This window comes from Paenibacillus sp. DP01 (genome assembly GCF_044784315.1).
Classification (GTDB): Bacteria; Bacillota; Bacilli; order Paenibacillales; family Paenibacillaceae; genus Paenibacillus; species Paenibacillus polymyxa.
This window is the reverse complement of sequence record NZ_CP173059.1, coordinates 3,310,390-3,334,615: the sequence shown is the minus strand read 5'-3', so window position 1 is coordinate 3,334,615 and position 24,226 is coordinate 3,310,390. Positions and strand designations below refer to the sequence as shown.

Annotated in this window: 26 protein-coding genes; 25 read left to right on the top strand and 1 reads right to left on the bottom strand. The window is 46.7% G+C overall.

The genetic code is table 11. The features are described 5' to 3' along the window. Window positions 1-48: 48 nt before the first annotated feature. The 7 genes from ACH59B_RS14630 (at window position 49) to ACH59B_RS14600 (ending at window position 5,115) form a co-directional block, all read left to right on the top strand. Window positions 49-633, top strand: a complete 585-nt coding sequence (locus ACH59B_RS14630) for a histidine phosphatase family protein (RefSeq protein ID WP_031461663.1) — start codon at window positions 49-51, stop codon at window positions 631-633. A 183-nt stretch (window positions 634-816) separates the two neighbouring features. Beyond that, entirely contained in the window at window positions 817-1,926 is a 1,110-nt protein-coding gene (locus ACH59B_RS14625; protein ID WP_031461662.1) for a hypothetical protein, read from the top strand. 54 nt (window positions 1,927-1,980) lie between these two features. Continuing rightward, window positions 1,981-2,487, top strand: a complete 507-nt coding sequence (locus ACH59B_RS14620; protein WP_016822194.1) for a gamma carbonic anhydrase family protein — start codon at window positions 1,981-1,983, stop codon at window positions 2,485-2,487. Window positions 2,488-2,509: 22 nt separating this feature from the next. Continuing rightward, window positions 2,510-2,689: an IDEAL domain-containing protein gene (locus ACH59B_RS14615; RefSeq protein WP_013371655.1), complete on the top strand. Its 180-nt coding sequence runs from the start codon at window positions 2,510-2,512 to the stop codon at window positions 2,687-2,689. Window positions 2,690-2,862: 173 nt separating this feature from the next. Then, window positions 2,863-3,513 carry a DUF1405 domain-containing protein gene (locus tag ACH59B_RS14610; protein ID WP_031461661.1) on the top strand — a complete coding sequence of 217 codons (651 nt, stop codon included), beginning with the start codon at window positions 2,863-2,865 and terminating at the stop codon, window positions 3,511-3,513. A 129-nt stretch (window positions 3,514-3,642) separates the two neighbouring features. After that, a complete protein-coding gene (locus ACH59B_RS14605) occupies window positions 3,643-4,191 on the top strand; it encodes a GNAT family N-acetyltransferase (protein WP_260846309.1) in 549 nt (182 codons plus the stop codon). A 78-nt stretch (window positions 4,192-4,269) separates the two neighbouring features. Then, window positions 4,270-5,115 (top strand): sporulation protein YpjB, encoded by an 846-nt coding sequence (locus ACH59B_RS14600; RefSeq protein WP_031461659.1) that lies wholly within the window; start codon window positions 4,270-4,272, stop codon window positions 5,113-5,115. Between the two features lie 76 nt (window positions 5,116-5,191). Here ACH59B_RS14600 and ACH59B_RS14595 read toward each other — a convergent pair whose 3' ends face one another. Beyond that, the gene (locus tag ACH59B_RS14595; protein ID WP_016822189.1) at window positions 5,192-6,061 is read right to left on the bottom strand and encodes a YitT family protein; all 870 of its coding nucleotides are present in this window, start codon (window positions 6,059-6,061) and stop codon (window positions 5,192-5,194) included. Window positions 6,062-6,277: 216 nt separating this feature from the next. Here ACH59B_RS14595 and ACH59B_RS14590 point away from each other — a divergent pair, with 216 nt between their 5' ends. From ACH59B_RS14590 to ACH59B_RS14505, 18 genes are all read left to right on the top strand, one after another. Further along, window positions 6,278-6,607 carry a nucleotide pyrophosphohydrolase gene (locus ACH59B_RS14590; RefSeq protein ID WP_007430805.1) on the top strand — a complete coding sequence of 110 codons (330 nt, stop codon included), beginning with the start codon at window positions 6,278-6,280 and terminating at the stop codon, window positions 6,605-6,607. Between the two features lie 50 nt (window positions 6,608-6,657). Continuing rightward, window positions 6,658-7,176, top strand: a complete 519-nt coding sequence (locus tag ACH59B_RS14585) for a tetratricopeptide repeat protein (protein ID WP_016822188.1) — start codon at window positions 6,658-6,660, stop codon at window positions 7,174-7,176. Between the two features lie 31 nt (window positions 7,177-7,207). Further along, the gene (dapB, locus tag ACH59B_RS14580) at window positions 7,208-8,011 is read left to right on the top strand and encodes a 4-hydroxy-tetrahydrodipicolinate reductase (RefSeq protein WP_016822187.1); all 804 of its coding nucleotides are present in this window, start codon (window positions 7,208-7,210) and stop codon (window positions 8,009-8,011) included. A 56-nt stretch (window positions 8,012-8,067) separates the two neighbouring features. Continuing rightward, the gene (gene mgsA / locus ACH59B_RS14575; protein WP_013371648.1) at window positions 8,068-8,505 is read left to right on the top strand and encodes a methylglyoxal synthase; all 438 of its coding nucleotides are present in this window, start codon (window positions 8,068-8,070) and stop codon (window positions 8,503-8,505) included. Continuing rightward, the gene (gene bshB1, locus ACH59B_RS14570) at window positions 8,502-9,194 is read left to right on the top strand and encodes a bacillithiol biosynthesis deacetylase BshB1 (protein ID WP_016822186.1); all 693 of its coding nucleotides are present in this window, start codon (window positions 8,502-8,504) and stop codon (window positions 9,192-9,194) included. Before mgsA ends, bshB1 begins: the two co-directional genes overlap by 4 nt. 85 nt (window positions 9,195-9,279) lie before the next feature. Beyond that, the gene (gene bshA / locus ACH59B_RS14565; protein ID WP_016822185.1) at window positions 9,280-10,443 is read left to right on the top strand and encodes an N-acetyl-alpha-D-glucosaminyl L-malate synthase BshA; all 1,164 of its coding nucleotides are present in this window, start codon (window positions 9,280-9,282) and stop codon (window positions 10,441-10,443) included. A gap of 54 nt (window positions 10,444-10,497) precedes the next feature. Beyond that, window positions 10,498-11,820 carry a CCA tRNA nucleotidyltransferase gene (locus ACH59B_RS14560; protein WP_404301921.1) on the top strand — a complete coding sequence of 441 codons (1,323 nt, stop codon included), beginning with the start codon at window positions 10,498-10,500 and terminating at the stop codon, window positions 11,818-11,820. Then, window positions 11,813-12,787 carry a biotin--[acetyl-CoA-carboxylase] ligase gene (locus tag ACH59B_RS14555; protein ID WP_016822183.1) on the top strand — a complete coding sequence of 325 codons (975 nt, stop codon included), beginning with the start codon at window positions 11,813-11,815 and terminating at the stop codon, window positions 12,785-12,787. Before ACH59B_RS14560 ends, ACH59B_RS14555 begins: the two co-directional genes overlap by 8 nt. 345 nt (window positions 12,788-13,132) lie before the next feature. Beyond that, a complete protein-coding gene (gene panB, locus ACH59B_RS14550; RefSeq protein WP_016822182.1) occupies window positions 13,133-14,041 on the top strand; it encodes a 3-methyl-2-oxobutanoate hydroxymethyltransferase in 909 nt (302 codons plus the stop codon). Next, a complete protein-coding gene (panC, locus tag ACH59B_RS14545) occupies window positions 14,038-14,976 on the top strand; it encodes a pantoate--beta-alanine ligase (RefSeq protein ID WP_031461658.1) in 939 nt (312 codons plus the stop codon). The genes panB and panC overlap by 4 nt, the downstream gene beginning before the upstream one ends. Further along, complete coding sequence (panD, locus tag ACH59B_RS14540; protein ID WP_013371641.1) at window positions 14,969-15,352, top strand: aspartate 1-decarboxylase; 384 nt, start codon at window positions 14,969-14,971, stop codon at window positions 15,350-15,352. Before panC ends, panD begins: the two co-directional genes overlap by 8 nt. 82 nt (window positions 15,353-15,434) lie before the next feature. Beyond that, on the top strand, window positions 15,435-16,067 hold the full coding sequence (locus ACH59B_RS14535) for a tetratricopeptide repeat protein (RefSeq protein WP_016822180.1): 633 nt from the start codon (window positions 15,435-15,437) through the stop codon (window positions 16,065-16,067). Window positions 16,068-16,224: 157 nt separating this feature from the next. After that, complete coding sequence (dinG, locus tag ACH59B_RS14530) at window positions 16,225-19,107, top strand: ATP-dependent DNA helicase DinG (RefSeq protein WP_031461657.1); 2,883 nt, start codon at window positions 16,225-16,227, stop codon at window positions 19,105-19,107. Between the two features lie 27 nt (window positions 19,108-19,134). Continuing rightward, window positions 19,135-19,788 carry a redox-sensing transcriptional repressor Rex gene (locus ACH59B_RS14525; RefSeq protein WP_016822178.1) on the top strand — a complete coding sequence of 218 codons (654 nt, stop codon included), beginning with the start codon at window positions 19,135-19,137 and terminating at the stop codon, window positions 19,786-19,788. Then, window positions 19,775-21,076 carry an amidohydrolase gene (locus tag ACH59B_RS14520; protein ID WP_016822177.1) on the top strand — a complete coding sequence of 434 codons (1,302 nt, stop codon included), beginning with the start codon at window positions 19,775-19,777 and terminating at the stop codon, window positions 21,074-21,076. The genes ACH59B_RS14525 and ACH59B_RS14520 overlap by 14 nt, the downstream gene beginning before the upstream one ends. Before the next feature lie 37 nt (window positions 21,077-21,113). Continuing rightward, entirely contained in the window at window positions 21,114-21,638 is a 525-nt protein-coding gene (locus ACH59B_RS14515; RefSeq protein WP_019687843.1) for a DUF5590 domain-containing protein, read from the top strand. 473 nt (window positions 21,639-22,111) lie between these two features. Continuing rightward, window positions 22,112-22,645, top strand: a complete 534-nt coding sequence (locus tag ACH59B_RS14510) for a hypothetical protein (RefSeq protein WP_016822175.1) — start codon at window positions 22,112-22,114, stop codon at window positions 22,643-22,645. After that, entirely contained in the window at window positions 22,638-24,140 is a 1,503-nt protein-coding gene (locus tag ACH59B_RS14505) for an AAA family ATPase (protein ID WP_016822174.1), read from the top strand. Before ACH59B_RS14510 ends, ACH59B_RS14505 begins: the two co-directional genes overlap by 8 nt. Window positions 24,141-24,226 lie beyond the last annotated feature (86 nt).

The following is a 24,226-nucleotide window of genomic DNA, read 5'->3' as shown; positions in this document are numbered from 1 at the left end:
TAAAATTCATTATATGCCTGAATAACACAACAGCGGAGGACTGACACAATGCTTATTGGCTTGATCAGACATGGATTGACGGATTGGAATGCGGTAGGTAAAATCCAGGGGCACAGTGATATTCCGTTGAATGAGGAAGGGCGTCGGCAGGCACGCTTGCTGGCAGAACGATTGAAGGAAGAGCCTTATCAATGGAACGGGCTTATTACCAGTAGTCTCTCCAGAGCGAAAGAGACGGGGGATATTATTGCCTCTGCCCTGCATTTGCCATTGCTGGAACCTGATGATCGACTAAGAGAACGTGCTTATGGTCAGGTCGAGGGGATGACACAGGCCGAACGTGAAGAGAAGTGGGGAGTTGACTGGCATCTGCTGGATTTAGGGCAGGAAAGCGATGCAGATCTTCAGCTTCGTGCGATAGCTTTTATGGAGGCTCTTTGGACGGAAAATCGGGACAAGAATCTGTTGATCGTTTCCCACGGCGGTTTTTTGGCTAATTTGTATAAGGCTCTGTATCAGGAAAAATTTACAGAACGAATTGGCAATTTGTCACTAAGTGTACTCCAGCGTGAGGATGCGGACTGGGAACCGCTTTTATATAATTGCACGAAGCATTTGCAAGAGAAAAAGTGACTGCAACTCCAATACTTTGTGAAAGACCACGGCTTCTACTCATCGTAGAGTCGTGGTCTTTTTGTTTTTTAATTATACCTTTGCAAAAAAAGAGGTTTAGAGTCTGAAGATTCCGTCAAAGCTGTGGGTACAACAGGTAAGAATCATTTCCGGATGACAGTCCAGTGACGAGGCGATGGAACAATGAATCTGGCGGATATGCTGACATTTGCGGATATTGTGCATTTGAACAGAATCGCAGTGTATTACGATTGTGACTGCAAACCTAATTCCAAGCATGAGTTGATCCAAGGGATTTTGACAAAGCTCGGCAGTAGTAGTTTTTTTGAGACGCAGGTCAAGGAGCTGAGGTTGTCAGAGGTAAGGTTTTTGAATGCGCTATTGTTCGATGACCGACCTTATTTCAGTATGGAGGAATTGATTGCGATTGCCAAACAGTCTGTCGAGCAGGACGGAGATGTTGGTGAGCGACCACGAGATATTGTGACCCGTCTACGTTCTAGCGGCTGGTTGTTCAATGGTTCAACGCACAATACGAGATATTTGTACCAAATTCCTTCGGATATGAAGGAGCGCTTTCGGCGTGTTATGGTACATGACTTTCAAAACGGAATGATCCGGGTAAGCGAACCGTCGTCGTACCGGGATGAAGGGCATCTACTGGCGGAGGATTTACGGCTTTTCCTTCAATATATGAGGCAGCATGAGGTTCTGCTTAATCCTGAGGGAGCTTGGTACCGTCGCAATCAGCAGCAGCTAATGGAGCATTTGCACATTGCGGAGCCGTTATTGGGTAAAGGAGGATGGCGTTTTGGCTATGGTTCCTCTTTTAAGTTTTATCCGGATCGAATGGCATTACTGTATGATTACGCCCGGCACTCCAAGTATATTGAGGAGAAGGGAGACAGGGTTGAGCTGACCGCAAAAGGGGAGGCACAACAGGAACTCGCAATTGAGGATGAAATGATACAGCTATTCAGGTTTTGGTTAAGATTGTATAAAGGAGCCGTACCCAATCTGCTTTCACTAGTCTACTGGATTGGAGAATGTGCCAGGCCATGGACTTCCTCAGAGTCGCTTTTTGTGCATATCGGCCCACTGATCCGACCGTTTTACTATGATACCTCCCGTTCGGTCTTTGATCAGAGGATTATACGAATGATGCTTCACTTGGGTATGCTTCGACAAGGTGAGCATCCGACAGGACCCTCTGTACAAATGACGGCCTGGGGGCAGATGTTGGCGGGAGAGTGCCGTCTTGGGCGAAACGACTCGGGTGTACAGCTCCATTGACAAGCAGTACACATGTTGATAGAATTTCACCCAAAATATGAGAGGGTGAAGTTGATGCTAATTCACTACAACGGAAACTTGCCACAACTCCATTCATCTGTCTATGTGGCAGAAGGAGCAAAAATTGTCGGAAAAGTAACGATCGGCCAAGATTCCTCCGTATGGTTTAATGCCGTACTGCGCGGGGATATGGCGCCTATCATTATCGGTGAACGCTGCAATATTCAGGACGGTGTCGTGGGACATGTGAACACGAATCAACCCTTGTTGCTGGCGGATGATATTTCGGTAGGACATGCTGCCATTATCCACGGTTGTACGATAGGCAAAGGCACTTTAATTGGTATGGGGGCCATTGTACTCAACGGAGCGGAGCTTGGTGAATATGCTTTAATAGGAGCAGGGTCGGTCGTTACGGAAAATACCAAAATACCACCCTATACTCTTTCTATCGGTACACCTGCCAAAGTGGTGCGCGAATTGACAGATGCAGATTTACAGCGGATGTCACGAACGACACTCAGCTATGTGGCGAAAGGAAAAGAATATAGGATCTCTTAAACTCATGTTGGAGGTGCATCCTATGGATAAAATGAAGGTTACTTATGAGGTAATGTTGGGCCTGTCTGCTGAGATGGTTTTGGACGAGGCATTACGTAAACACCGGAGTGAAAAACTCTACAAGGATATTGATGAGGCGTTAGCCTCCGGAGATGAAGTAGCTTTTCGTCATCTTACGGATGAGCTGAAAGCAATGAGTTAGAACGCTTTTGGTAAGCTTAAGGTGGTCATTTTGACCAAGCGCCAGTTCGAGATTATATCATCAAACCTGACTGTAACGGCGGTCAGGTTTTTTTGATACGCTTGGATATGATATAGTCATTGTAGGATAGTGCCTGTACAAGGCAACTGTCGTATGAACGGAGGATGAAGGACGTGTCGTTATCTTATTTGTGGAGCCGGTCGTTCTTGACGAGCCGGCCCTTTTTGTGGCTGCTGTTCTGGTGTAATTTAGTTGGAACGGTGTATGGGTACATATGGTATGGCGGACAGCTGGAATATACACTGAATTATCACCCGGCGTGGCAGATTGTATTTGTGCCTGATAGTCCGACGGCCAGCCTATTTTTTACGATTTCTATTGCGTTTTTGCTCTATCCTCCGCATCTCAAAAGCTTGAAGGTCATTCGTCAGATCATGGAATCGTTGGCTATCGTTACAAGTGTAAAGTATGGCATTTGGGCTTCGGCTATTATTTTGTGGGGAGTTGCGCAGGGGGGGCCTATGGTGTGGCAGGATTGGATGCTGATAGCATCTCACACAGCAATGGCGGTCGAAGCGTTACTGTTTATACGGTTTTTTAGCTGCAAATGGATTGCTTTATGCTTAGCCGCACTTTGGACATTGTTAAATGATACGATGGATTATACCTATGGCATATACCCTTATCTTCCCAGGACGCTAACGGATGATGTGACGCAAGTGCGTACTTTTACCTACATGCTGACCCTTGTTAGTATTGTAGCGGCATGGCTTGCCATGCTAGCACGCAATCGAAAGGTATCGTCTTATCGTGAACTAGCTTGAATCTTTTGAATGGAGAAATAGAGATGCATATCGTTATAAATCAGAAGGAATATGTATTCCAAAAAGGCATCCGTGATGATCACAAAATAAAAGCAAGTTTTAATTATTTAGCAAAACAGAGTTTTGGTTTTGATTTTGAAACCTGGTTTCAATTGGGGGATTGCAAACTACAGGAATCAAGGTTTGAGTCGGTTTTTAGTAGAGCAAGCGCTGAAAGATTGGCATGGCAATTGTGATGGTATCTATCTGTTTGGAAATGATAGTGTGAAGGATTTTTATCCTAGATTGGGCTTCGCTTCGGCACCTGAGTATCAATGTAGTCGGAAGGCACCTACCAGCAACCTAAACATAAAGATTGATCAATTAAATATGGAAGAAATGCCGGATTTGCAGTTGTTGAAAATGAAGAGTGCTGACTTCAATCCGTATTCACTTTTTTCTGCGGAAAACAATGAGTGGTTAGTTTTATTTTATAGTACGTTATTTTTTAAAGACAAGTTTTGGCACATACCTCAATACGATACGATTGTTGTTGCAGGTTTCGAAGGAGATACGATGAACTGTTACGATATTTTTGGAGCGGGCGACATTCCTTATACTACACTGTTTTATATGACTAAGCACCCAAACAGATGTAATGAAAATCCACTTATGTTTCCTGTTTTGTCCAGAGCATAGCCGGTTTCGAATGATTCACCTAAAGCCAGTTCTAGTCCCGTTAACCTTGCCATACAGTAAGGTGAGGAGGGATGTCCCATGATTAGGGGTCGGGGGGTTCGTATTACGTTACGCTTGGTTTCGAGTATTGTGTTATCCATGGTCCTGCTGTTGTCCGTCTGCGTCCCTCCAGGTATGGCAGAAGCGCGCGATCAGTCAAAACCCGAAGGTAATAGCAAGGAAATTGAAGAACTGGATCATGCAGCTGCGACACTGTACCGTGACGTAATGGACGGGAATATTGAAAAAGCGCGCGCGGATGTAGCCGAGGTGAGCAGATGGTTCAGCACTGGACAGGTGCAGGCAGCGCTATCTGTAGAGGCCATTCATGCTCTATCCGGTAGCATCCTGGAGGTGCAGCAAGCTACACAGTCGGTTCAAGCATCCCCGGATGAGTGGGTGAAGGCAGCGGCCAATTTACGGCTTGCGACAGATGCGATTGCACACCCACGCCAGCCCTTATGGCAGCAGTATTATAAGATTTTAAGAGAAGATGTTAGCGGTTTGAATAACCAGTTTGCAAAAGGGAACATGAAGGGATTCAAAGCTGGTACCGAAGTGCTGGAAGACCACTATGAAACGATTCGTACAGCAGCATTGATCCATGGCAGAACAACCGAGGTCGTGCGGACTGATTCCTGGATTTCCTACGTCAAAGGATTGGGGGATCAGCAAAATGCAGATGCCTCAGCGATTAGAGGAGCACTGGACCAGGGCAACCCGACGTTGAATGCCTTGTTTGGACGTGAAAAAGACGCTACCGCACTGGCACCATTTATCCCGCGTGAGAGTGAGCGCCGGGCTGAATTGGCTATCGGCATGATTGTGCTGTTGGCGCTGGCCTATGCAGGTTATCGTAAATATCGGGCTGGTTTCACTGGGTAATGATGAAAGTTTGAACATTCGCATCGCTGGCTGTGGAGCCATTCATAGATGTCAGCCCATTGCCCGGATTACCGGGCTATTCCTCTTTGAACCCCTCGCCATGTACATCATGCACATCCTGAATGATGATAAACGCCCGTGGATCAACTGATTTAACAATTTGATGCAGTCGTCTTATTTCCTGACGGGACACGACACAATAGGCAACATGCTTGGCCTGTTTGGAAAATGCACCTACAGCCGGAATAATGGTAACTCCGCGATCCATGTCCCTGGTAATAATATCTGCGATATCCATCGTGTGGTCGCTGATAATCATAAAGGCTCTGGCAGAGTACGCCCCTTCTTGTATAAAATCAATAATCTTGGACGCGATGAACACAGCCACTAATGTATATAGAATTTTTTCTTTGGGTATGTAAAGTAGTGAAGCACCGATAATGACAATATCAATGACCAGCAGAATCCTTCCCATACTCCAGCCAAACTTCCGGTTTAAAATACGAGCGATAATATCAGAGCCTCCAGTAGTGCCGCCAAAGCGGAACACAATACCTAACCCGGCCCCAAGCGTAACCCCCGCATATAATGAAGAAAGTATAAAATCGTGTTCAGTCTGAAAGGTCCCCATCCATCCGAGATGAATCATTTTTTCAAACAACCACAAAAAGAATGTGAGCGACCCGATACCAACCCCCGTGTATATAATCTGCTTGCCCCCAAGCATTTTCCATCCAATCAAAAATAATGGAATGTTCAGTAACAAAGTGGAGAGAGAAGGTGAAATCGAAAAAGCATAATTTAGCAGCAGGGTGATCCCTGTAATACCGCCTTCCATCAGTTTACTGGGTATAATAAAATAAAGCAGACCGAATGCATAGATGGCGGTGCCAAATACGATGGGCAAAATCAATTTAAGCTGTTCCATAGACTTGGATATTTTCATATGATCCCTCACAGTAGCAGTTTAAGGCTGTGCGACTACATACAATTTTTTTGCTAAATCGCAGACCCTTATGTTTAGTATACCTTTTTGCGGCATCTTTAAAAGACAGATGACTGCAAGTTGGTATCGCTAGTTCACAATTAAAAAAAATTTGTTTTAAAATGTGCTTTACGATAACATATGAATAAACCTGCACATGGGGGGATTGCGTGTTTCATGGAAAAATCGTTAGATGAAATTCAACGTGAGGTAGACCAGTATATCTCTCAATTTAAGGAAGGGTATTTCAGTCCTTTGGCCATGTTGGCCCGGATGTCCGAGGAAGTCGGTGAACTGGCAAGGGAGGTCAATCACTCCTTTGGTGAGAAGCCGAAAAAAACGGATGAGGCGGACAATTCCATTGAGCTGGAACTGGGGGATATTTTGTTCATCACTGTTTGCTTTGCGAACTCACTGGGTATCAATTTGACTGAGGCACATGATAAGGTTATGCATAAATTTAACACGCGTGACGCGAATCGCTGGACCAAAAAGGACACCGATTAGGCGTTTTGTACATATGCTGTACCAAACCGGTTACCCGGAGGTGCAGTGTCATGAAGGCGGAGGAATACGTTCAGAAAGCTTATCAGTGCATTTTGCAGAACGATTTTGAGCAGGCGGTGGAATGGTTTGAAAAAGCGATTTCAGCCCAGCCTGATCATGCGGAGCATTATTTCCGTTGCTCGGTTACCTATGCTCGCAGTGGACGATTGGAGCAGGCCCTGGCATATGCAGAGCATGCGGTCCGTCTCGCTCCACAGCAGGATGAATATGTTCTCCATCTGCATGCGCAGGAAGCCAGGCAGTATACAGAAAAAGCCAGAAAAATGCTGGAGGTCGACAGAGCTACGCCACAGATGCGCCAGGATGCGATTTTGCTGCTCGAACGGGCAATTTCCCTTGATCCGTTATGTGGTGACGCATTTTTACTGCTCGCTTTGATTTATGACGAATTGAATGAATATAAGCTGGCTGTGCAGGCTGCTCGTGAGGCTGCAGCGCTGTTTCCTCATAATGTGCAGCTTGCCAACCTCATGAAGAAATTATGCCAGCAGATGAATGAACAAATCTAGCACAAATGGATGCATAAGGAGTTGTAGGGATATGTCAGAACCAATAAAAGTGGCTGTCGTTGGAGCAGCAGGACGTATGGGCCGTGAGGTGGTCAAATTGGTTCTTCAGGATGAGGAACTACAGCTTGTAGCCGCAGTGAACAGAACACACGCCGGCAGTGATGCCGGCCTTCTCGTCGGACTACCGGAAGCTGGTATCGCTATTATGGAGGATGTAGAGCAGGCTTTACTGGAGAGTCGAGCCGATGTCATGGTTGACTTTACGGGGCCGCGTTTTGCGTACGCACATACAGCGCTTGCTATTAAGCATGGAGTTCGTCCAGTTATCGGTACGACAGGGTTTACTCCTGAACAAATTGATGAACTGGACAAGCAGTGTCGTGAGCAACAAATTGGTGGTCTGATTGCGCCCAACTTTTCGATCGGCGTCATTTTGATGATGCGGTTTGCGGCTCAGGCAGCGAAGTATTTCCCACATCTGGAAATCATCGAATATCATGGTGACCAAAAATTGGACGCGCCCTCAGGTACAGCCATTAAGACTGCTGAACTGATCGCCGAGCAGCGTCAGGAGCTACGACAAGGCAACCCGGAAGAGGAAGAAACGCTAGAAGGATCGCGTGGCGGTTATTATCAAGGCTTCCGCATTCACAGTGTCCGTCTTCCCGGTGTGTTCGCACAGCAAGAAGTCATATTTGGAGGATTTGGACAATCTCTGAAAATTCGTCAGGATTCATATGAACGGGCTGGATACATGCCTGGTGTTAAAATCGGTATCCAGAAGGTAATGGAGCAGCCGGGGCTTGTATATGGTTTTGAACATTACATTGATTAAGAATATACGAATGAATTGATGAATGGAATTATAGAATGAGGCAGGAGGAATTTCGAATGTTAAAGATTGCATTTATAGCGCATGATCGCAAAAAGGATGAAATGGTTAATTTTATTACGGCATATGAGCATGTTTTTACAGATCACCAATTATATTCAACAGGTACAACAGGTCAGCGCATTATGGAGCAAACCAAGCTTCAAATTCACCGCTTCATGTCTGGGCCGCTTGGTGGAGATCAGCAAATCGGGGCTATGGTTGCGCAAAATGACATGGACTTGATTATATTTTTGCGTGATCCACTCATGGCACAGCCGCATGAGCCGGACATTAGCGCATTATTACGTCTGTGTGATGTACAGGGGATTCCTTTGGCAACCAACGTTGCAACTGCTGAAATACTGGTTAAAGCGTTGGATCGTGGCGATTTTGCTTGGCGTGAGCTGGTACATAAATATAAACCGGGCATTGACCAGCAGGGTGATGTAAAATGACGCTGGACATCCTGATTTTCGGAGCCCATGCCGACGATGCAGAAATAGGAATGGGAGGCACGATTGCCAAGCATACAGCCGCTGGGTTAAAGGTGGGGGTGTGCGATTTGACACGGGCTGAAATGTCATCTAATGGTGATGTGGATACTCGTATGGCAGAAGCTGAACACGCTTCAAAAGTGCTCGGGCTGGCTGTGCGGACGAATTTGGGTCTGCCTGATCGTGGGTTATATGTAACTCCTGAACATGTAGCTGCAGTTACAGCAGAAATCAGACGCCATGCACCAAAAATTGTATTTGCTCCTTATTGGGAGGATCGGCATCCGGATCATGTCATGTGCAGCAAGCTAGTAGAGGAAGCTGTGTTTAACGCCAAGTTGAGACGCTTTATGCCAGAAAGTCCTGCGGTACAGGTAGAGCAATTATATTTTTACTTTATTAATGATATCGGCAGAACGGACTTGATCGTGGACATTACCGAGCATTATGAAGCCAAGGAACAGTCGTTGTTGAGTTATGTTTCGCAATTTCAGGCAGCGCCTGGGAAGGATACGGTATCCACACCACTGAATCAGGGGTATGTGGAACGTGTAAAAGCTCGGGACTCGTTGTTGGGTCAACGTAAACTGATTTCATATGCAGAAGGATTTGCGTCCAAAACGCCATATCTGGTTAAGCTATTCAAATAAGGACTATATACTTACGCATGTTGTAGAATGCTGAAATACATGGGCATACGAGTGATTATGGATGGACGGAAGGAGGCAGCTTAGCTTGAATGACAAACTGAAAATTGGGATTACCTGTTATCCGTCGCTGGGTGGCTCTGGCGTTGTGGCTACAGAGCTGGGCAAGTTGCTGGCAGAAAAAGGGCATGAGGTTCATTTTATTGCCAATAGCATTCCGTTCAGATTAGGCGGGGCGTTCCAGAAGAATATTTTTTATCATGAAGTTGAGGTTAACGATTATTACGTGTTTAGATATCCGCCATATGATTTGTCGCTAGCGACAAAAATGGCCCAGGTGGCTCAAATGAAGAATTTGGATGTACTCCATGTCCATTATGCTGTTCCGCATGCAGTATGCGCATATTTGGCGAAGGAAATGGTGGGCGATCATTTGAAAGTGGTTACCACCCTGCACGGTACAGATATTACAGTGTTGGCACAGGATGAATCATTAAAGGATCTGATTCGACTGGCTATTAACAAAAGTGACGCTGTGACAGCCGTCTCCAAAGATTTGATTCGGGAGACGATTGATGCGTTGGAAATAACACGACCTATTGATTTGACTTACAACTTTGTAGATAAACGAGTATATTATCCACGAGATGCTGCTGCGCTTAGGAGAGATTTTGCCCAACCGCACGAAAAAATTATGATGCATATTTCCAATTTCCGTCCTGTCAAAAGGGTGGGAGATGTGCTGGATATATTCGACAGAGTGCAACAAAAGGTACCTGCGAAGCTACTGTTGGTGGGAGAAGGACCGGATCTTCCGAAAATTCGTTGTAAAATCGAAAGTTTAGGCTTACAGGACAAAGTCTTCTTTTTAGGTAAGCAGGATCAAATCGCAGAAGTGATTTCTATGGCAGATGTGCTGTTGCTTCCGTCGGAGAAAGAAAGTTTTGGTCTAGTTGCGCTGGAAGCCATGGCTTGTGGAGTGCCAACAATCGGTTCTCAGGCAGGAGGAGTACCTGAACTCGTTGTACATGGAAGTACGGGGTATCTGGCTGAAATCGGTAATACAGAGGCGATGGCAGAATATGCTGTAGAACTGTTGTCCGATGAAGCAATGGCGGAACGTTTCCGTGAAGCGTGCCTGACACGCGCACGTACCGTATTCTGTGATAAGCTGATTACTCGTCAATATGAAGAGATTTATTACCGTGTGTTGGGACGCGAGGTGCCGGATCTTAAACCGATCAGCGTTTAAGGGGGCGGACTCGCGTCCGTTTTTTTATTGAATACTTGCAAAGGGGGAAACCCTGTGAATACAAATACTTGGCAACATGCTGACCCAGAGATGGCTCTTCACGGCAGAGAGGTCATACATACACTAACCACAGCAGGCCACGAAGCTTATTGGGTCGGTGGCTGTGTGCGGGATGAGCTATTAGGACGTGCTATTCATGATATGGATCTGACCACCTCGGCTGAACCTGAAGAGGTCTTAGCGCTATTCCCTAATGTTATTCCGACAGGAATCCAGCATGGGACGGTAACGGTCATGCAGGATGGTCATGCGTTCGAGGTGACCACTTTTCGTACGGAAAGCGGTTATACCGATCACCGCCGTCCGACGGAAGTATCCTTTGTGAAGGACATCCGTGAGGATCTGATGCGGCGCGATTTTACGATGAACGCAATCGCGATGGCTGAACATGGGGAGCGAGTGGACCCGTTTGGAGGGGAAGCAGATTTGCGAGCCTCTCTCGTTCGTTGTGTGGGACGAGCTGAGGAACGTTTTGAGGAGGACGGGCTGCGAATGCTGCGCTGCATCCGTTTTGCCTCTGTATTTCGGTTCCGAGTGGCCTACAATACTTGGAAAGGTATGACTCGTCGCAGAGAGGGACTTAGATACATAGCCATGGAACGGGTGCGAGTCGAGTTAGAAAAGATGCTAGCGGGACCTGATCCATTACGTGGGCTGGAGATGCTGGGTCGTAGTGGATTGCTGGGCTGTACGAAGGTTCCGGTTCCCTGGGAACAATGTGACGCACAGGCGCTCCAGGAGATCGTGCAGCTGCCAGCAGAGCTGCGGTGGGGTTTGCTCCTTATGTCTTGTAGACTTAGCTCAGAGGCAGCGGACGAGCTTTTAAGAGCTTGGACTTTCTCCAACGCTGTACGTCTACGTTTGGTTCATTTATTGGAATGGGAGACTGAGCTCATCAGTCATGCTGTTGCCCTAGCTGGCAACTCAGTTTCGAGGGATCCTGATCGTATCAACGATGAGGAATTACGTCGTAGCTGGATTCGATTGTTAATTAAGCTGGGAAAGGACACAGCTTCAGACTGGCTGGAGCTTCACAAGACACTGCCTTCTTCGTTCCGTGGATTACCGCCATGGGTAGAAAAGCATGTGAAGAAAATTGCCGAACTGGCAAACTCGTGGACTCAGCAGGCAGGAGTCGTTCGGATCAAGGATTTAAATATTACTGGAAATGAACTGGTTCAGGCAATGAATCGACCAGGTGGACCTTGGCTGGGACAGATGATGGAACGGCTTTTACAAGCGGTCGCTTGCGGAGATATCCCGAATGAAACAGAAACATTGCTTCAGGAAGTGAAACGGGTGATGAGTAGTGAATAATCATGAAAGATTGTTAGGCATACTGGAGGAAGGTTCATCCGATTACGTATCCGGGGAGGAGATTAGCCGACGACTGTCGGTTAGTCGTACAGCGGTATGGAAGCAGATCAACAAACTGCGTGAGCTGGGTTATAATATCGATGCCTCCTCACGTCGGGGCTATCGGCTGATCTCTCAGCCAGACCGGCTGGAAGTCTCCAAATTGGCAGGTATGTTAACCACTCAATCGTTTGGTCAGCGTATCGTTATTCTGGACTCAACAGTATCCACTCAGCAGGATGCAATGCGTTTGGCAGAAGAGGGTGCGCTGGAGGGAACGTTAGTGCTTGCGGAGGAACAAACGGCAGGTCGGGGACGTCTGGGGCGGAAATGGTATTCCCCTCGCGGCAAAGGTATCTGGATGAGCATTGTATTGCGCCCCACCCAGCCCTTGGCCTTTACCCCCCAGCTAACGCTGTTAACAGGCGTGGCGGTGTGTAGGGCTATTCGCCGACTGACGGGTGTAGAGGCAGGCATCAAATGGCCCAACGATCTGCTGATTCATGGTCGCAAGGTATCCGGTATTCTGCTGGAATCTGCAACAGAGGATCAACGGGTTCGGTACTGCATTGCAGGGATTGGCATTGACGTTAATTTGAATGTAGAAGATTACCCGGAAGAGTTATCCCATGTAGGGACATCTTTGAAAATAGAGGCAGGGCTTGAAATTGACCGTACTGCGCTGATTGCTGCTGTTTTGGAAGAAATGGAGCAGCTAAGCAAGCTATATGCCGATCAGGGGTTCCAGCCTATAGCCATGCTGTGGGAGGCGTTATCCGTGACGATGAACCGCAGCGTACGGGCACATACGGGACAAGGGATGGCGGTAGAAGGTACAGCGGTTGGCTTGGACCCTTCAGGAGCACTTGTAATTGAAACGGACCACGGTGAGCGAATCCAGGTCATATCAGGGGATATACATTTGTAGAAGCGACCCTAGCTGAGCATACGACCACAATCTTTCTGTTTCCTGTGTAAAACTTCACGTGAAAAAGCTGATATTTTTTGTTATACTGTGCAGGAGGCGGCATCGGACGGTCCGAGCTGCACTCCAAGGGCACATGCTCTACTTTAGTAAGTTTGTAAGACCATCATAACTTCATTTGAAGGTTACGTTGGATTCTGCTCTGAGCCGAACAGGACCGAGACAGAAGGGACGATCTCAAAATGAGTGTCTTTTTTGGCTGTTCGGACCTTTTGATGACGCAGATGTACAGGCGTTCATAAAAGGTTATTTTTTGTGCCAAAAAAAGATGGAAGGGAGCCATTCACAATGGCAGGAAAACAAGCACTGAATATTGTAAAAATGAAAAAAATGAAGCAAGAGGGCATTCCGCTCAGTATGCTGACCGCCTATGATTATCCATCGGCAAAAATAGCCGAGGAGGCGGGAATTGATATCATTCTCGTGGGTGATTCGCTGGGTAACGTAGTTCTTGGTTACGATTCGACCATCCCAGTGACCCTGGATGATATGGTGTACCATTCCCGGACAGTGGCAAGAGGCGCCGAGCATACGTTCATCGTAGCGGACATGCCTTTTATGACATATCACGGCAGCATATCTGAAAGTCTTCAAGGCATCCGTCGTCTGATGCAGGAAGGACATGCGCATGCTGTTAAATTGGAGGGCGGAGCTGAAATTGCCGATGTCGTAAAAGCGACTGTTCAGGCAGGTGTACCTGTGCTAGGACATATCGGACTTACTCCGCAATCGGTTAATCAGATTGGCGGTTATCGCATTCAAGGTAAGGACGAAGCAGACGCACGCCGCTTAATGGCTGATGCCAAGGCGTTAGAGCAGGCGGGTGCCTTTGGTATTGTACTGGAATTGGTGACTGAGGAAGTGGCAACGGCGATCTCTAAAGAACTTTCCATTCCAACCATTGGAATCGGTGCAGGACGTGGATGTGACGGTCAGGTACTTGTTTATCACGATCTAATTCAATATGCATCGCCATATTTCAGTAAACGTTTTGTTAAAACCTATGCCGATGTAGGCGGCTTGATCCGCAGCAGCATTGAGCAGTATGTGAGCGATGTGAAAGGGCGGGCATTCCCGGCCGCAGAGCATGTGTTCAGCGCGGATGATCGCGTTGTGGAGTCCCTGGAGTCCTTGTACGGTCAGGCAAAAGGACAAGCGCAGGAACAAGCTAAGGAAAAGGTGGAATCACAGTCATGATCATCGTAAGAGAAGTGGCTCAACTGCGTAAGGTTATTGCCGAGCGTCGGCAGCTTGGGGCCAATGGAGCAAAAATGCTACACGATTCTGCCTCTGTACAACAACATAAAGTCGGCTTTGTACCAACAATGGGATACCTGCACGAAGGGCACGCGAGCTTGATGCAAAAGGCGCGTGAAATGGCAGATACGGTCGTGCTTAGTATTTTCGTTAATCCAATTCAATTTGGACCTACCGAGGATTTGGACAGCTATCCTCGCGATGAAGCTCGTGATCTGGAAGTAGCACGGCGCGAAGGCGTGGATATTGTCTTTTTGCCGACTGTAGCAGAAATGTATCCACAGCCAACTCAAACCAAAATTCGCGTATCCGCTTTGACAGACCGCTTGTGCGGCGCTTCCCGTCCTGGCCATTTTGATGGTGTGACTACAGTGGTAGCCAAGCTGTTTAACATGGTAGGTCCTGATTTGGCCTTCTTTGGCATGAAGGATGCGCAACAGGTTGCTGTGCTTCAACAAATGGTGACTGATCTTAATATGAATGTGACCCTCATACCTTGTCCTATCGTTAGAGAGGCCGATGGTTTGGCCCTTAGCTCCCGTAATGTCTATTTAAGTGCGGAACAGCGAGAGCAGGCGTTAGTGCTGTCCCAGTCACTGCGCAAGGTGCAAGAAGTGAGCGAAGATATTGTACAGAACACCATTACGATTGAGCAGTTGCATCAAATGGTGAAGTCGACCATTACCTCATCTCCTTTGGCAGATATTGACTATATTGAAATATTAACATTTCCTGGCCTGGAGCCCCTTCGCCCTGAGCAGCGCCTATGTGATGTGCAAGAAGACGTCATTGTTGCGCTGGCTGTAAAATTTGGGAATACCCGACTGATTGATAATATAAGAATACAGAAAGTGGAGGTACTTTCCCATGTTTAGAACTATGATGAAATCAAAAATTCACCGCGCGACGGTTACCGAAGCTAACCTGAACTACGTGGGAAGTATTACCATAGATGAGGATTTAATGGAGACATCGGATCTACTGGAGAATGAAAAGGTTCAAATTGTAAACAATAATAATGGAGCTCGACTTGAAACCTATGTGATCCCCGGACCGCGTGGGAGCGGCGTGATTTGTCTCAACGGTGCGGCAGCCCGTCTGGTCCAGCCCGGTGATACAGTCATTATTATTTCCTATGCTTCCATGTCAAATGAAGAGGCCAAAACATACAAACCAACTGTGGTATTTGTGGATGAACATAATAAACCAGCCCAAACGATGAACAAGGAAGTACATGCAACGATCATGTAATGAATGGGAATGCGGATGAAACCCGTCTTTTAAGCGAAAAATGTGAGTGTATTAATCCATCTTTCGTAAGGGCGGGATGCACATGTTCCAGCATGTATTCGCAGAAATGAACAGCATGTTAGATGATATCGTGAAGCATTACCCATCAGCCCAGGGCCCCCGCAGACAGGAGCTGCTACAGCACTGGAGTCTGCTGCGGAGAATGAGTGACGGAATTATGGATGAGTGGCTGGCCTTTGAGGAAAAAATGGTTTACCTGCGTGCAGCAGGATTTTCTGCAGAGGCCGACATGTCTGACGCTGAGCTGCCTGAAAAGGAGCTACCGGCATTTAACAGGGGGCAGGGGTATTATCGCTTACTTATGTACCCGGAGGCAATCCAGCAATTTGAGCAGGTGCTACAGCATTTTCCGAACAGCTGGCAGAGTCACATGTATATGGGAATGGCTCATTTTCAACTGGATGATCCAGCAGAGGCTATAAGCCAGTTTCAAAAGGTGCTGCACCTGACTGAACAGCCAGGGCTAAAAGCGGTCATCTATAATGCGCTGGGTTGTTTGATGGCAAAGCAGGCTGACGTAAAAGAGGCGCAAAAATATTTTGCTCTCGCGCATCAGTTCGATCCAACGTTGCCCGAGCCACTGCACAATATGCAAGCCTGTTTGTCCGGTGTCGAAAAGCTTCGCTACGACAGCTCCATGTTGACCTGGATGTAGTTGTCAGACACCGAGTAAGACGATGCATGCCCACCTCCTTAGGCGGCGTGTGCATCGTCTTTTTTGGCTGTCTTAATTTCCAAACAGGCAATCTTCTGCTATGCTATTATACAGAGTTATTATTATTGTATGTGTCATAAGAAAGGATTAAGCTCGAATGAAATTTGCGGTATTGGATTTTGAAACGACAGGCACCCAGTCCGCGGATGACATCATTCAAGTCGGACTTGCAATTATAGATCATGATAACAGCATTTCCCGTGTTTACGGCTCTTATGTAAACCCTGGCAGATCTATTCCACCTTTTATCACCGGATTGACCGGAATTACAGACGATGACGTCAAGGATGCACCTGCACTCGAAGAAATGATGATGGAGCTCGTGCCTATGCTGGACGATGTCGTACTCGTCGGTCATAACGTGGCGTTTGATTTTAATTTTTTGCAAAGCGCTTTGGACCGGTGTGGATATTTACCTTTTAGCGGTAGGATTTTGGATACGATGGATTTTCTGAAAATTATGTTTCCATCGTTAACTTCTTATCAGTTAGGTTTTGTTTCCTCAGAGTTTGGGCTGGCGCATGACCGCCCTCATCAAGCAGACAGCGACGCGTTGGCTACGGCTGAGGTGTTTTTAAAGTGTCTGGGTGAGCTTCAAGCACTGCCTCTGATAACGATACAGCGGCTTAGCGATTTGTTCGCAGAGGAAGACAGCGACCTGGGTTGGTTTCTTGACGGCATACGAGAAGAGAAAGAGCTAGATCCTATTCAGGATTTGGAGAAACATCAGTTTTTTCGTCAGCTTGCGCTTAAAGTGGAAGATTGGACTGAACTGGCTGCTCCACGCAGAGAAGATGATCCGAATCCACTGTCAGGCGTTTCCTTTGAGCAGTATATGGATGATGTACGGGACAATTTGCGTTCATCCTTGAGCCAATATGAGGAGCGCGAGGCGCAGATACAAATGATTGAGGGTGTAAATCAAGCCCTGAGTCAAGATAAGCATTTGTTGATTGAGGCGGGTACAGGAACAGGGAAGTCCCTGGGCTATTTGCTTCCGTCACTGTATCACAGTGTAAAATATGGGCAGAGGGTCACCGTAAGCACGCATACCATTAATCTGCAGGAGCAATTGCGAGAGCGTGATATTCCGATGCTGACCAAAGTGATTCCGTTCCCGTTCCGGGCTGCCATCTTTAAGGGACGGGGGCATTATTTGTGTCTGCGTAAGTTTGAACATAAAATAAACAGAAGAGACTTCGCGACACCAAAGGAAGACTTGATTACAGCTGCTCAAATGATTGTCTGGCTGACTCTGACAGAAACCGGTGATGATGAGGAACTAAACCTGAGCAACCGTGGAGGGGATTTTTGGGAAACGGTTGCTAGTGATTCCGAGTCCTGTCTTGGTCGTTCTTGTCCATGGTTCCGCAAATGCTACTATCATCGTGCACGTCATGAAGCTGGAACAGCGGATGTGGTTATAACGAATCACTCCAAGCTGTTCACCGACGTCAAAGCAAGTCATCAGTTGCTGCCTAGCTATGAACACTTGGTGATTGATGAGGCACATCATCTAGAGGAAGTAGCTGGTAAGCACCTGGGCATGCATATGAAATATTTCACACTCGTGCATACGCTGACTCGATTGTTCAAGGACAGCAAGAATGGGCAATTGCCTTCGTTACGTCAGCAGTTGGCAAAGTCGGGGCATGAGAAGTCGACGGAATGGGCCTCGGTCATTGATCAGTTGTACCCACTTGTGTTAGAGGTTAAGGAAACTTGGGACCTACTAAGCGATAAGCTGTTTGGCATGTTACCAGAGCGAACTGATGCCACACCAGGTGAAACGGGGCAATTTTCTTCGCGTCTCAAACCGTCAGCCAAGCCTGCAAAGTGGGATCAGGCGGCGGCATTGGAAAATCAGCTTTATGTAACATTGAGCGAAATTTTGCGCAAGGGCGACAAGCTGATGCTGGATGTCAAGGAAGAACATGACGATTATGCGGCGGATAGTCTCATTACAGATATCACGGGTCTGCTTAAGGATTTGGCGGGGATTAGGGAAAATTTGCGCTTCTTTATACGACTCGATGATGAAACAACCGTATATTGGCTTGAAGCGAGTGGACAATTCCGTAGTAAATCATTGCAATTTTATGCGGTGCCCGTCGATGTGAGCCGCCAGTTGAAAGAAATGTTTTTTGACAAAAAAAGAAGTATTATTCTGACATCTGCTACTTTATCGGTAGATAAATCGTTTCAGTACATGACCGATCAACTCGGCTTGCAGGAGGCCGCAGATCAAGGACGATTAATGACGTCACAGCTCCCATCACCCTTTAATTACAGGGATCAGGTGTTGCTGGTCATTCCGCGAGATTTTCCGAGTGTGAAGGGCAGTGTAGGAGATGCACATTTTGTAGAGATGCTCGTTAGCTCTCTAGGAGCGACTGCCCAGGCGACGCGGGGGAGAATGCTCGTTCTGTTTACTTCCTATCGGATGCTCCGGCAAGTGTATGAGCCGCTCAAAGAGGCGTTAGCGTCCAGCGATATTACCGTGTTAGGACAAGGTGTGGACAGTGGGAGTCGCAGCAAGCTAACCCGCCGTTTTCAGGAAGCGAAAGCTTCTGTATTGCTGGGAACCAGTAGCTTCTGGGAAGGCGTCGATATTCCAGGGAAAGCTTTGACTTGTCTGGCTATCGTTCGCTTGCCGTTTCAACCGCCTAACCACCCGTTACTGGAGGCCAAAAGCGAGTTGCTCCAGCAGCAGAAGAAGAATCCATTTATGAAGCTGTCTGTACCACAAGCAGTTATTCGCTTCAAACAGGGTTTTGGGCGATTGGTACGTACAGCGAGCGACCACGGAGTCGTCATCGTTTACGATACGCGTGTGATCGAATCCTATTATGGAAAGCACTTTTTGTACTCGTTACCGGGACCAAAAATGGAGCATATGCCATCGGAGCAAATGGTGCCCCGCATCGCCGAATGGCTCCAATCCGCCCCGGAGACAGAGGCACAACGGACGGACACTTAAAGTCCGTTACAATTAGGGGGAGCAAGTATGAAATCAGATAAAATTTCAGAGGCTGTCGTACGGAGATTACCCGTATATTTACGTTATCTGAATGCACTGCACAAACGGGAGGTGGCTACGGTCTCTTCTCAAGAGCTGGGACAGAGGTTAGATTTGAATCCGGCCCAAATTCGTAAAGATCTTGCCTATTTTGGCGATTTTGGTCGGAAGGGCATCGGTTACGATGTTTCTTATCTAATTGAGAAAATACGCCATATCCTGAAAATCGACCAGCAAATTAATGTAGTATTGGTCGGAGCAGGTAATCTGGGTCAAGCCCTATCGAACTATAATGCTTATTTAAAAGACAATATGAAGATTGTGGCGGTTTTTGATGCGTTCCCGGATAAGGTTGGGACCAGAATCAATACTTTGGTCGTACAGCCGATGGATGAACTGGAAGCGACTGTGAAAGAAAAAAATATACGAATCGGGATTATTACTGTACCTGATTTTGAGGCACAGCACGTAGCTGATAGGCTGATTGAGAGTGGAATTGGAGCGATTTTGAACTTTGCACCTATCATTCTCAAGGCACCGGCTAACATTCGGATACATGCCACAGACTTTACAACTGATTTGCTTAGCCTCGCTTATTATCTGGAGGACGGAAAGGAAGAAGCACAATATGACAGTGAATAAATGGATGATTAAAAACGGCTCGTTTGCCGTGAATGGACCCGAGGCTGGGGTAATCCATGGTTTTATGATTGTGGAGGATAGCCGTATTACTTACATTGGCGAGACTTTGCCTGCGGGTGAGGAAGAGACAGAAGCAATCGACGGCAAGGGGTTATTGTTTTTACCTGGTCTGATCAATACTCATGGTCATGCGGCGATGTCTCTGCTGCGAGGGTATGGAGATGATTTGGCACTTCAAGTGTGGCTTCAGGAAAAAATGTGGCCTATGGAAGCCAAGTTTACATCTACGGATGTGTACTGGGGAACTTCTTTGTCAGTGCTGGAAATGCTGAAAGGTGGAACCACGACTTTCCTGGATATGTACGATCATATGGATGAGGTGGCTCGTGTAGCTGAAGAGTCGGGCATTCGTGCAAGCTTGATGCGTGGAGCCATTGGACTCTGTTCAGAAGAAGAACAGCGGATCAAGCTAGCTGAGGCCGTGACTTTTGCGCGTAACTGGCATGGAAAAGCAGACGGACGTATCACAACAATGATGTCTCCTCATGCCCCATACACATGCCCGCCTGCGTTTATTGAGAAATTTGTTCAAGCAGCACATGATCTCGATTTACCATTGCATACGCACATGTCCGAGACGATCGCCGAAGTTGAACAAAACGTACGCGACTACGGCTTGCGTCCAGTTGCACACTTAGATAAGCTTGGCTTTTTCTCCCGTCCTTCACTTGTTGCCCACGGCGTTCACTTGAACGACGAAGAAATAGCTTTGTTAGCGGAACGAGGTGTGGCGGTATCGCATAATCCAGGCAGCAACTTGAAGCTGGCAAGTGGTGTAGCTAGAGTGCCTGAATTGCTGCGTGCAGGAGTTACTGTTTCACTCGGAACAGATGGTCCTGCCAGCAATAATAACCTGGATATGTTCGAGGAAATGCGTCTGGCGGCACTCATTCACAAGGGAGTATCTGGCGACCCAACGGCAGTTCCTGCAAATGAAGCACTACGTCTGGCAACAGAGTATGGTGCAAAGTCGATTGGTTTAAAAGAGGTAGGAGCGCTGGCAGCAGGCAATAAGGCTGACTTTATCGCGCTAGATCTGGATCAGGCCCATTTCTTGCCGCGTACAGATCTTATTTCTCATGCCGTATACTCTGCAAGTGCCAAAGACGTGGCTCATGTGTGGGTAGACGGTCGTCAGGTTGTGAAAAATGGCGAATGCCTGACGATGGACGAGGAACGTATCAAACATGAGGCACAAGCCGCCTTTGAAGGGCTGCTGTCGCGCTAATTTAGGTGTCACATCCCCTTAGAGAGGAAGCACAGGTTTGAAAAATAAGAAGAAATGGATAGCGGTCGCCATTTTGGCCGTAATACTGATCCTGGTCAGCATTTTCTGGTATTATTCGTATGTTACTCAAGACCAGGTGGCTGAGAAAAATGCCGCTATCATGAAGGCCAAGCAATCAGGTGGTCTGGTTAGCACGACTCAGACATGGAAGTCTGTGTGGGATCAGATATATTGGGTAGTTCAAGGAAAAAACGCACAGAATGAAAATATAATGGTATGGGTTCCTTTTCAAAAAATGGAGGGGAAACCTAACATACCTGCGGCAGATCCAAGCGGTGTTCATACCGAGCTGATGAAAAACGGAGTCGACGAGCAAAAAATGACAGCGATAATTCAGCAGCAACTTCCAAATGCAAAAATTGTAAGGCTCCAACCGAGTGTGTTCAATGGCGAATATGTATGGCAACTGTTTTACGATGATGAAAGCCATCACAACTATACCTTTTACCGTTTCTCAGATGGAGCATCGACGGGGATAAAGTATACTTTGCCTAATTACTAGCGCGATGTTAAGAGTGTGGATCGGTGGCTTGGGAGTACCCAAGAAGCGTTAGGAGCGCTGCGTAGTCCATTTGATCTTACGATCGCTTCGCTTCTGCAGATTCAAGTGTTCCACTCCGCTGGCTGACAGCTATGGGGCCACTCCAAATAACTTTTATACTCAGTCTATATAGCTTGGAATGATTGAAAGTATTAGAAAAAGACGCAAATACGATTTAATTCGTATTTGCGTCTTTTTACTTAATGCTCCGCAAAGCTGGACTAAAAGCCAGAAGCATCTTTTTGCCTTATCACAACTCCTCCACACATTGCCTTCGATATTAGATTTACGTTATGATATACTATATTTTATAAGTGATAGACAAAAATGATAGATAAATGAGTTGCTGATCATTATAAGATCATGCAATTTGGTTGTTTGTTGACATTCGTCCCGTTTCTTCTGGGTTTTACATTTTGAGAGGAGGATGTTGTTTGAAATTGCGTGCAGTTCCTATTGTGGTGGCGGCCGTTTTGGCAGCCTTGTTAATGTTTGGAGGATGGTTCATTTACCGGCAGGTTACAATGCAAAGTCCTCTGGAAAAACTGGTATCTCAATATCCAGGCGTGACAAGCGCTCAAATAGATATTAAACAGGATCAGGTGGTATTGAAACTAGATCTCAAACCGCAGGCGGATGTGGCCGGATTAGTCGATGTGGTTAAGCAAAAAGGGCAATCCATCATTGGCAGCCGCACCATTAAGCTGGATATCGCAGATCGTTCCAATTCAGCACTGAATCAATGGTGGTCTGAGGCTATGTTTCCTGTAGCCGAAGCGATGGAAAATAAAAAGTATACTCAAATTTCATCTACAGTTGAGCAGATGAAAAAGAAAAAGACAGGTATCAAGGCTGATACCGATATGGATTCGAACAATGTCTATATCCGACTCAGCGAAGGCAATGCGACGAAGTTTATCGTTTTGCCACGTCAATCTCAGCAAATGGGGGTATGGCCTAATGCCTAGATGGATCAAGGAAATATTAATCGGTATTGTGCCGGTGGCCATTATATTTCTCGTTTTTATTGGGGTGAATATTATCCCTCTTCTTGTTGCGGGCGTGATGCTCAGTGGCTTGTTAATGCTCATGCATGCTCGTGGCGGCTTGGCCGTAGGTGCCGGGCAAGAGCGCAAACGTAAAAAAAATGGTCCGGACAAGCTGACTTTTGAGGAAATTGGTGGACAAGAAAGCGCTAAACAGGAATTGCGTGAAGCCTTGGATTTTTTGAATCGTCATGATGAAATTTCCAAGTTTGGCATTCGTCCATTGAAAGGCGTTTTGCTTACAGGCCCTCCGGGAACAGGGAAAACGCTGATGGCGAAAGCAGCTGCACACTATACCAATTCAGTGTTTGTTGCAGCTTCAGGCAGTGAATTTGTTGAAATGTACGTAGGTGTTGGTGCAGGTCGTGTCCGTGAGTTGTTTCGGGAGGCTCGCACTCGTGCAGCCAAGGAAAAGAAAGAAAATGCAATCATTTTTATTGACGAGATTGATGTTATTGGCGGTAAGCGTGAGGGTGGACAGCAACGAGAATATGATCAGACTTTGAATCAGTTGCTGACAGAAATGGATGGCATTTATTCGGCAGATACGCCACGGATATTGCTCATTGCGGCAACAAACCGTAAAGAAATGCTGGACAGCGCCTTAACGCGTCCAGGACGTTTTGACCGTCATATTCAAGTAGACTTACCTGATAAAAAGGGTCGTCTTCATATCCTTAAAATTCATGCCAAAAACAAACCGATCCAGGAAGATGCTAATTTGGACAAAATTGCAGAGGAGTCTTACGGTTTTTCCGGTGCACAGTTGGAGAGCGTCATGAATGAAGCGGCTATCTATGCAATGAGACAGGATCGGCAAATGATTGCGCAAAGTCATCTGTCCATGGCGATTGACAAGGTGATGATGGGCGAAAAAACAGACCGAGAATCGACATTCGAAGAGAAAAAACGTGTAGCGATTCACGAGCTGGGACATGCTATTATGGCTGAAATCGTCCGTCCTGGTAGTGTAAGTCAAGTAGCGCTCAGCCCGCGTGGGAAAGCGCTCGGTTACGTGCGTCACAACCCACAGCAAGAGCATTATTTATATACCAAGCAGTACCTGGAGGAGCAAATTATGATCTCGCTTGCAGGTGCTACAGCAGAAGAAATGTACTACGGCGGTCGAAGTACTGGTTCAAGTAATGATTTTGAGCAGGCACTGAACATCGTTCATACGATGATGACTTCCGGTTTAACTTCTCTTGGGATTATTAACATGGAAATGGTTACAAAAGAGGAACTCATGCGGGAAAATGGCGAGATTATGAATGACCTGCATAACCGCACTTTGGAGTTGTTGGAAAAGCATCGTCCTGTGTTCGACAATTCTCTTGACATCTTGATGAAGGAAGAAACGCTGTCCGGAGATCAATTTAGATGTCAATTTAGTGAAAATGCTTTATTACCAGCATAATTTTTTATGCTGGTTATTTTTTTTTACTTTTAGTCCGTGCTAAGATATTATTATCTATTGGGACATAAACATGTATTTTTCGACAA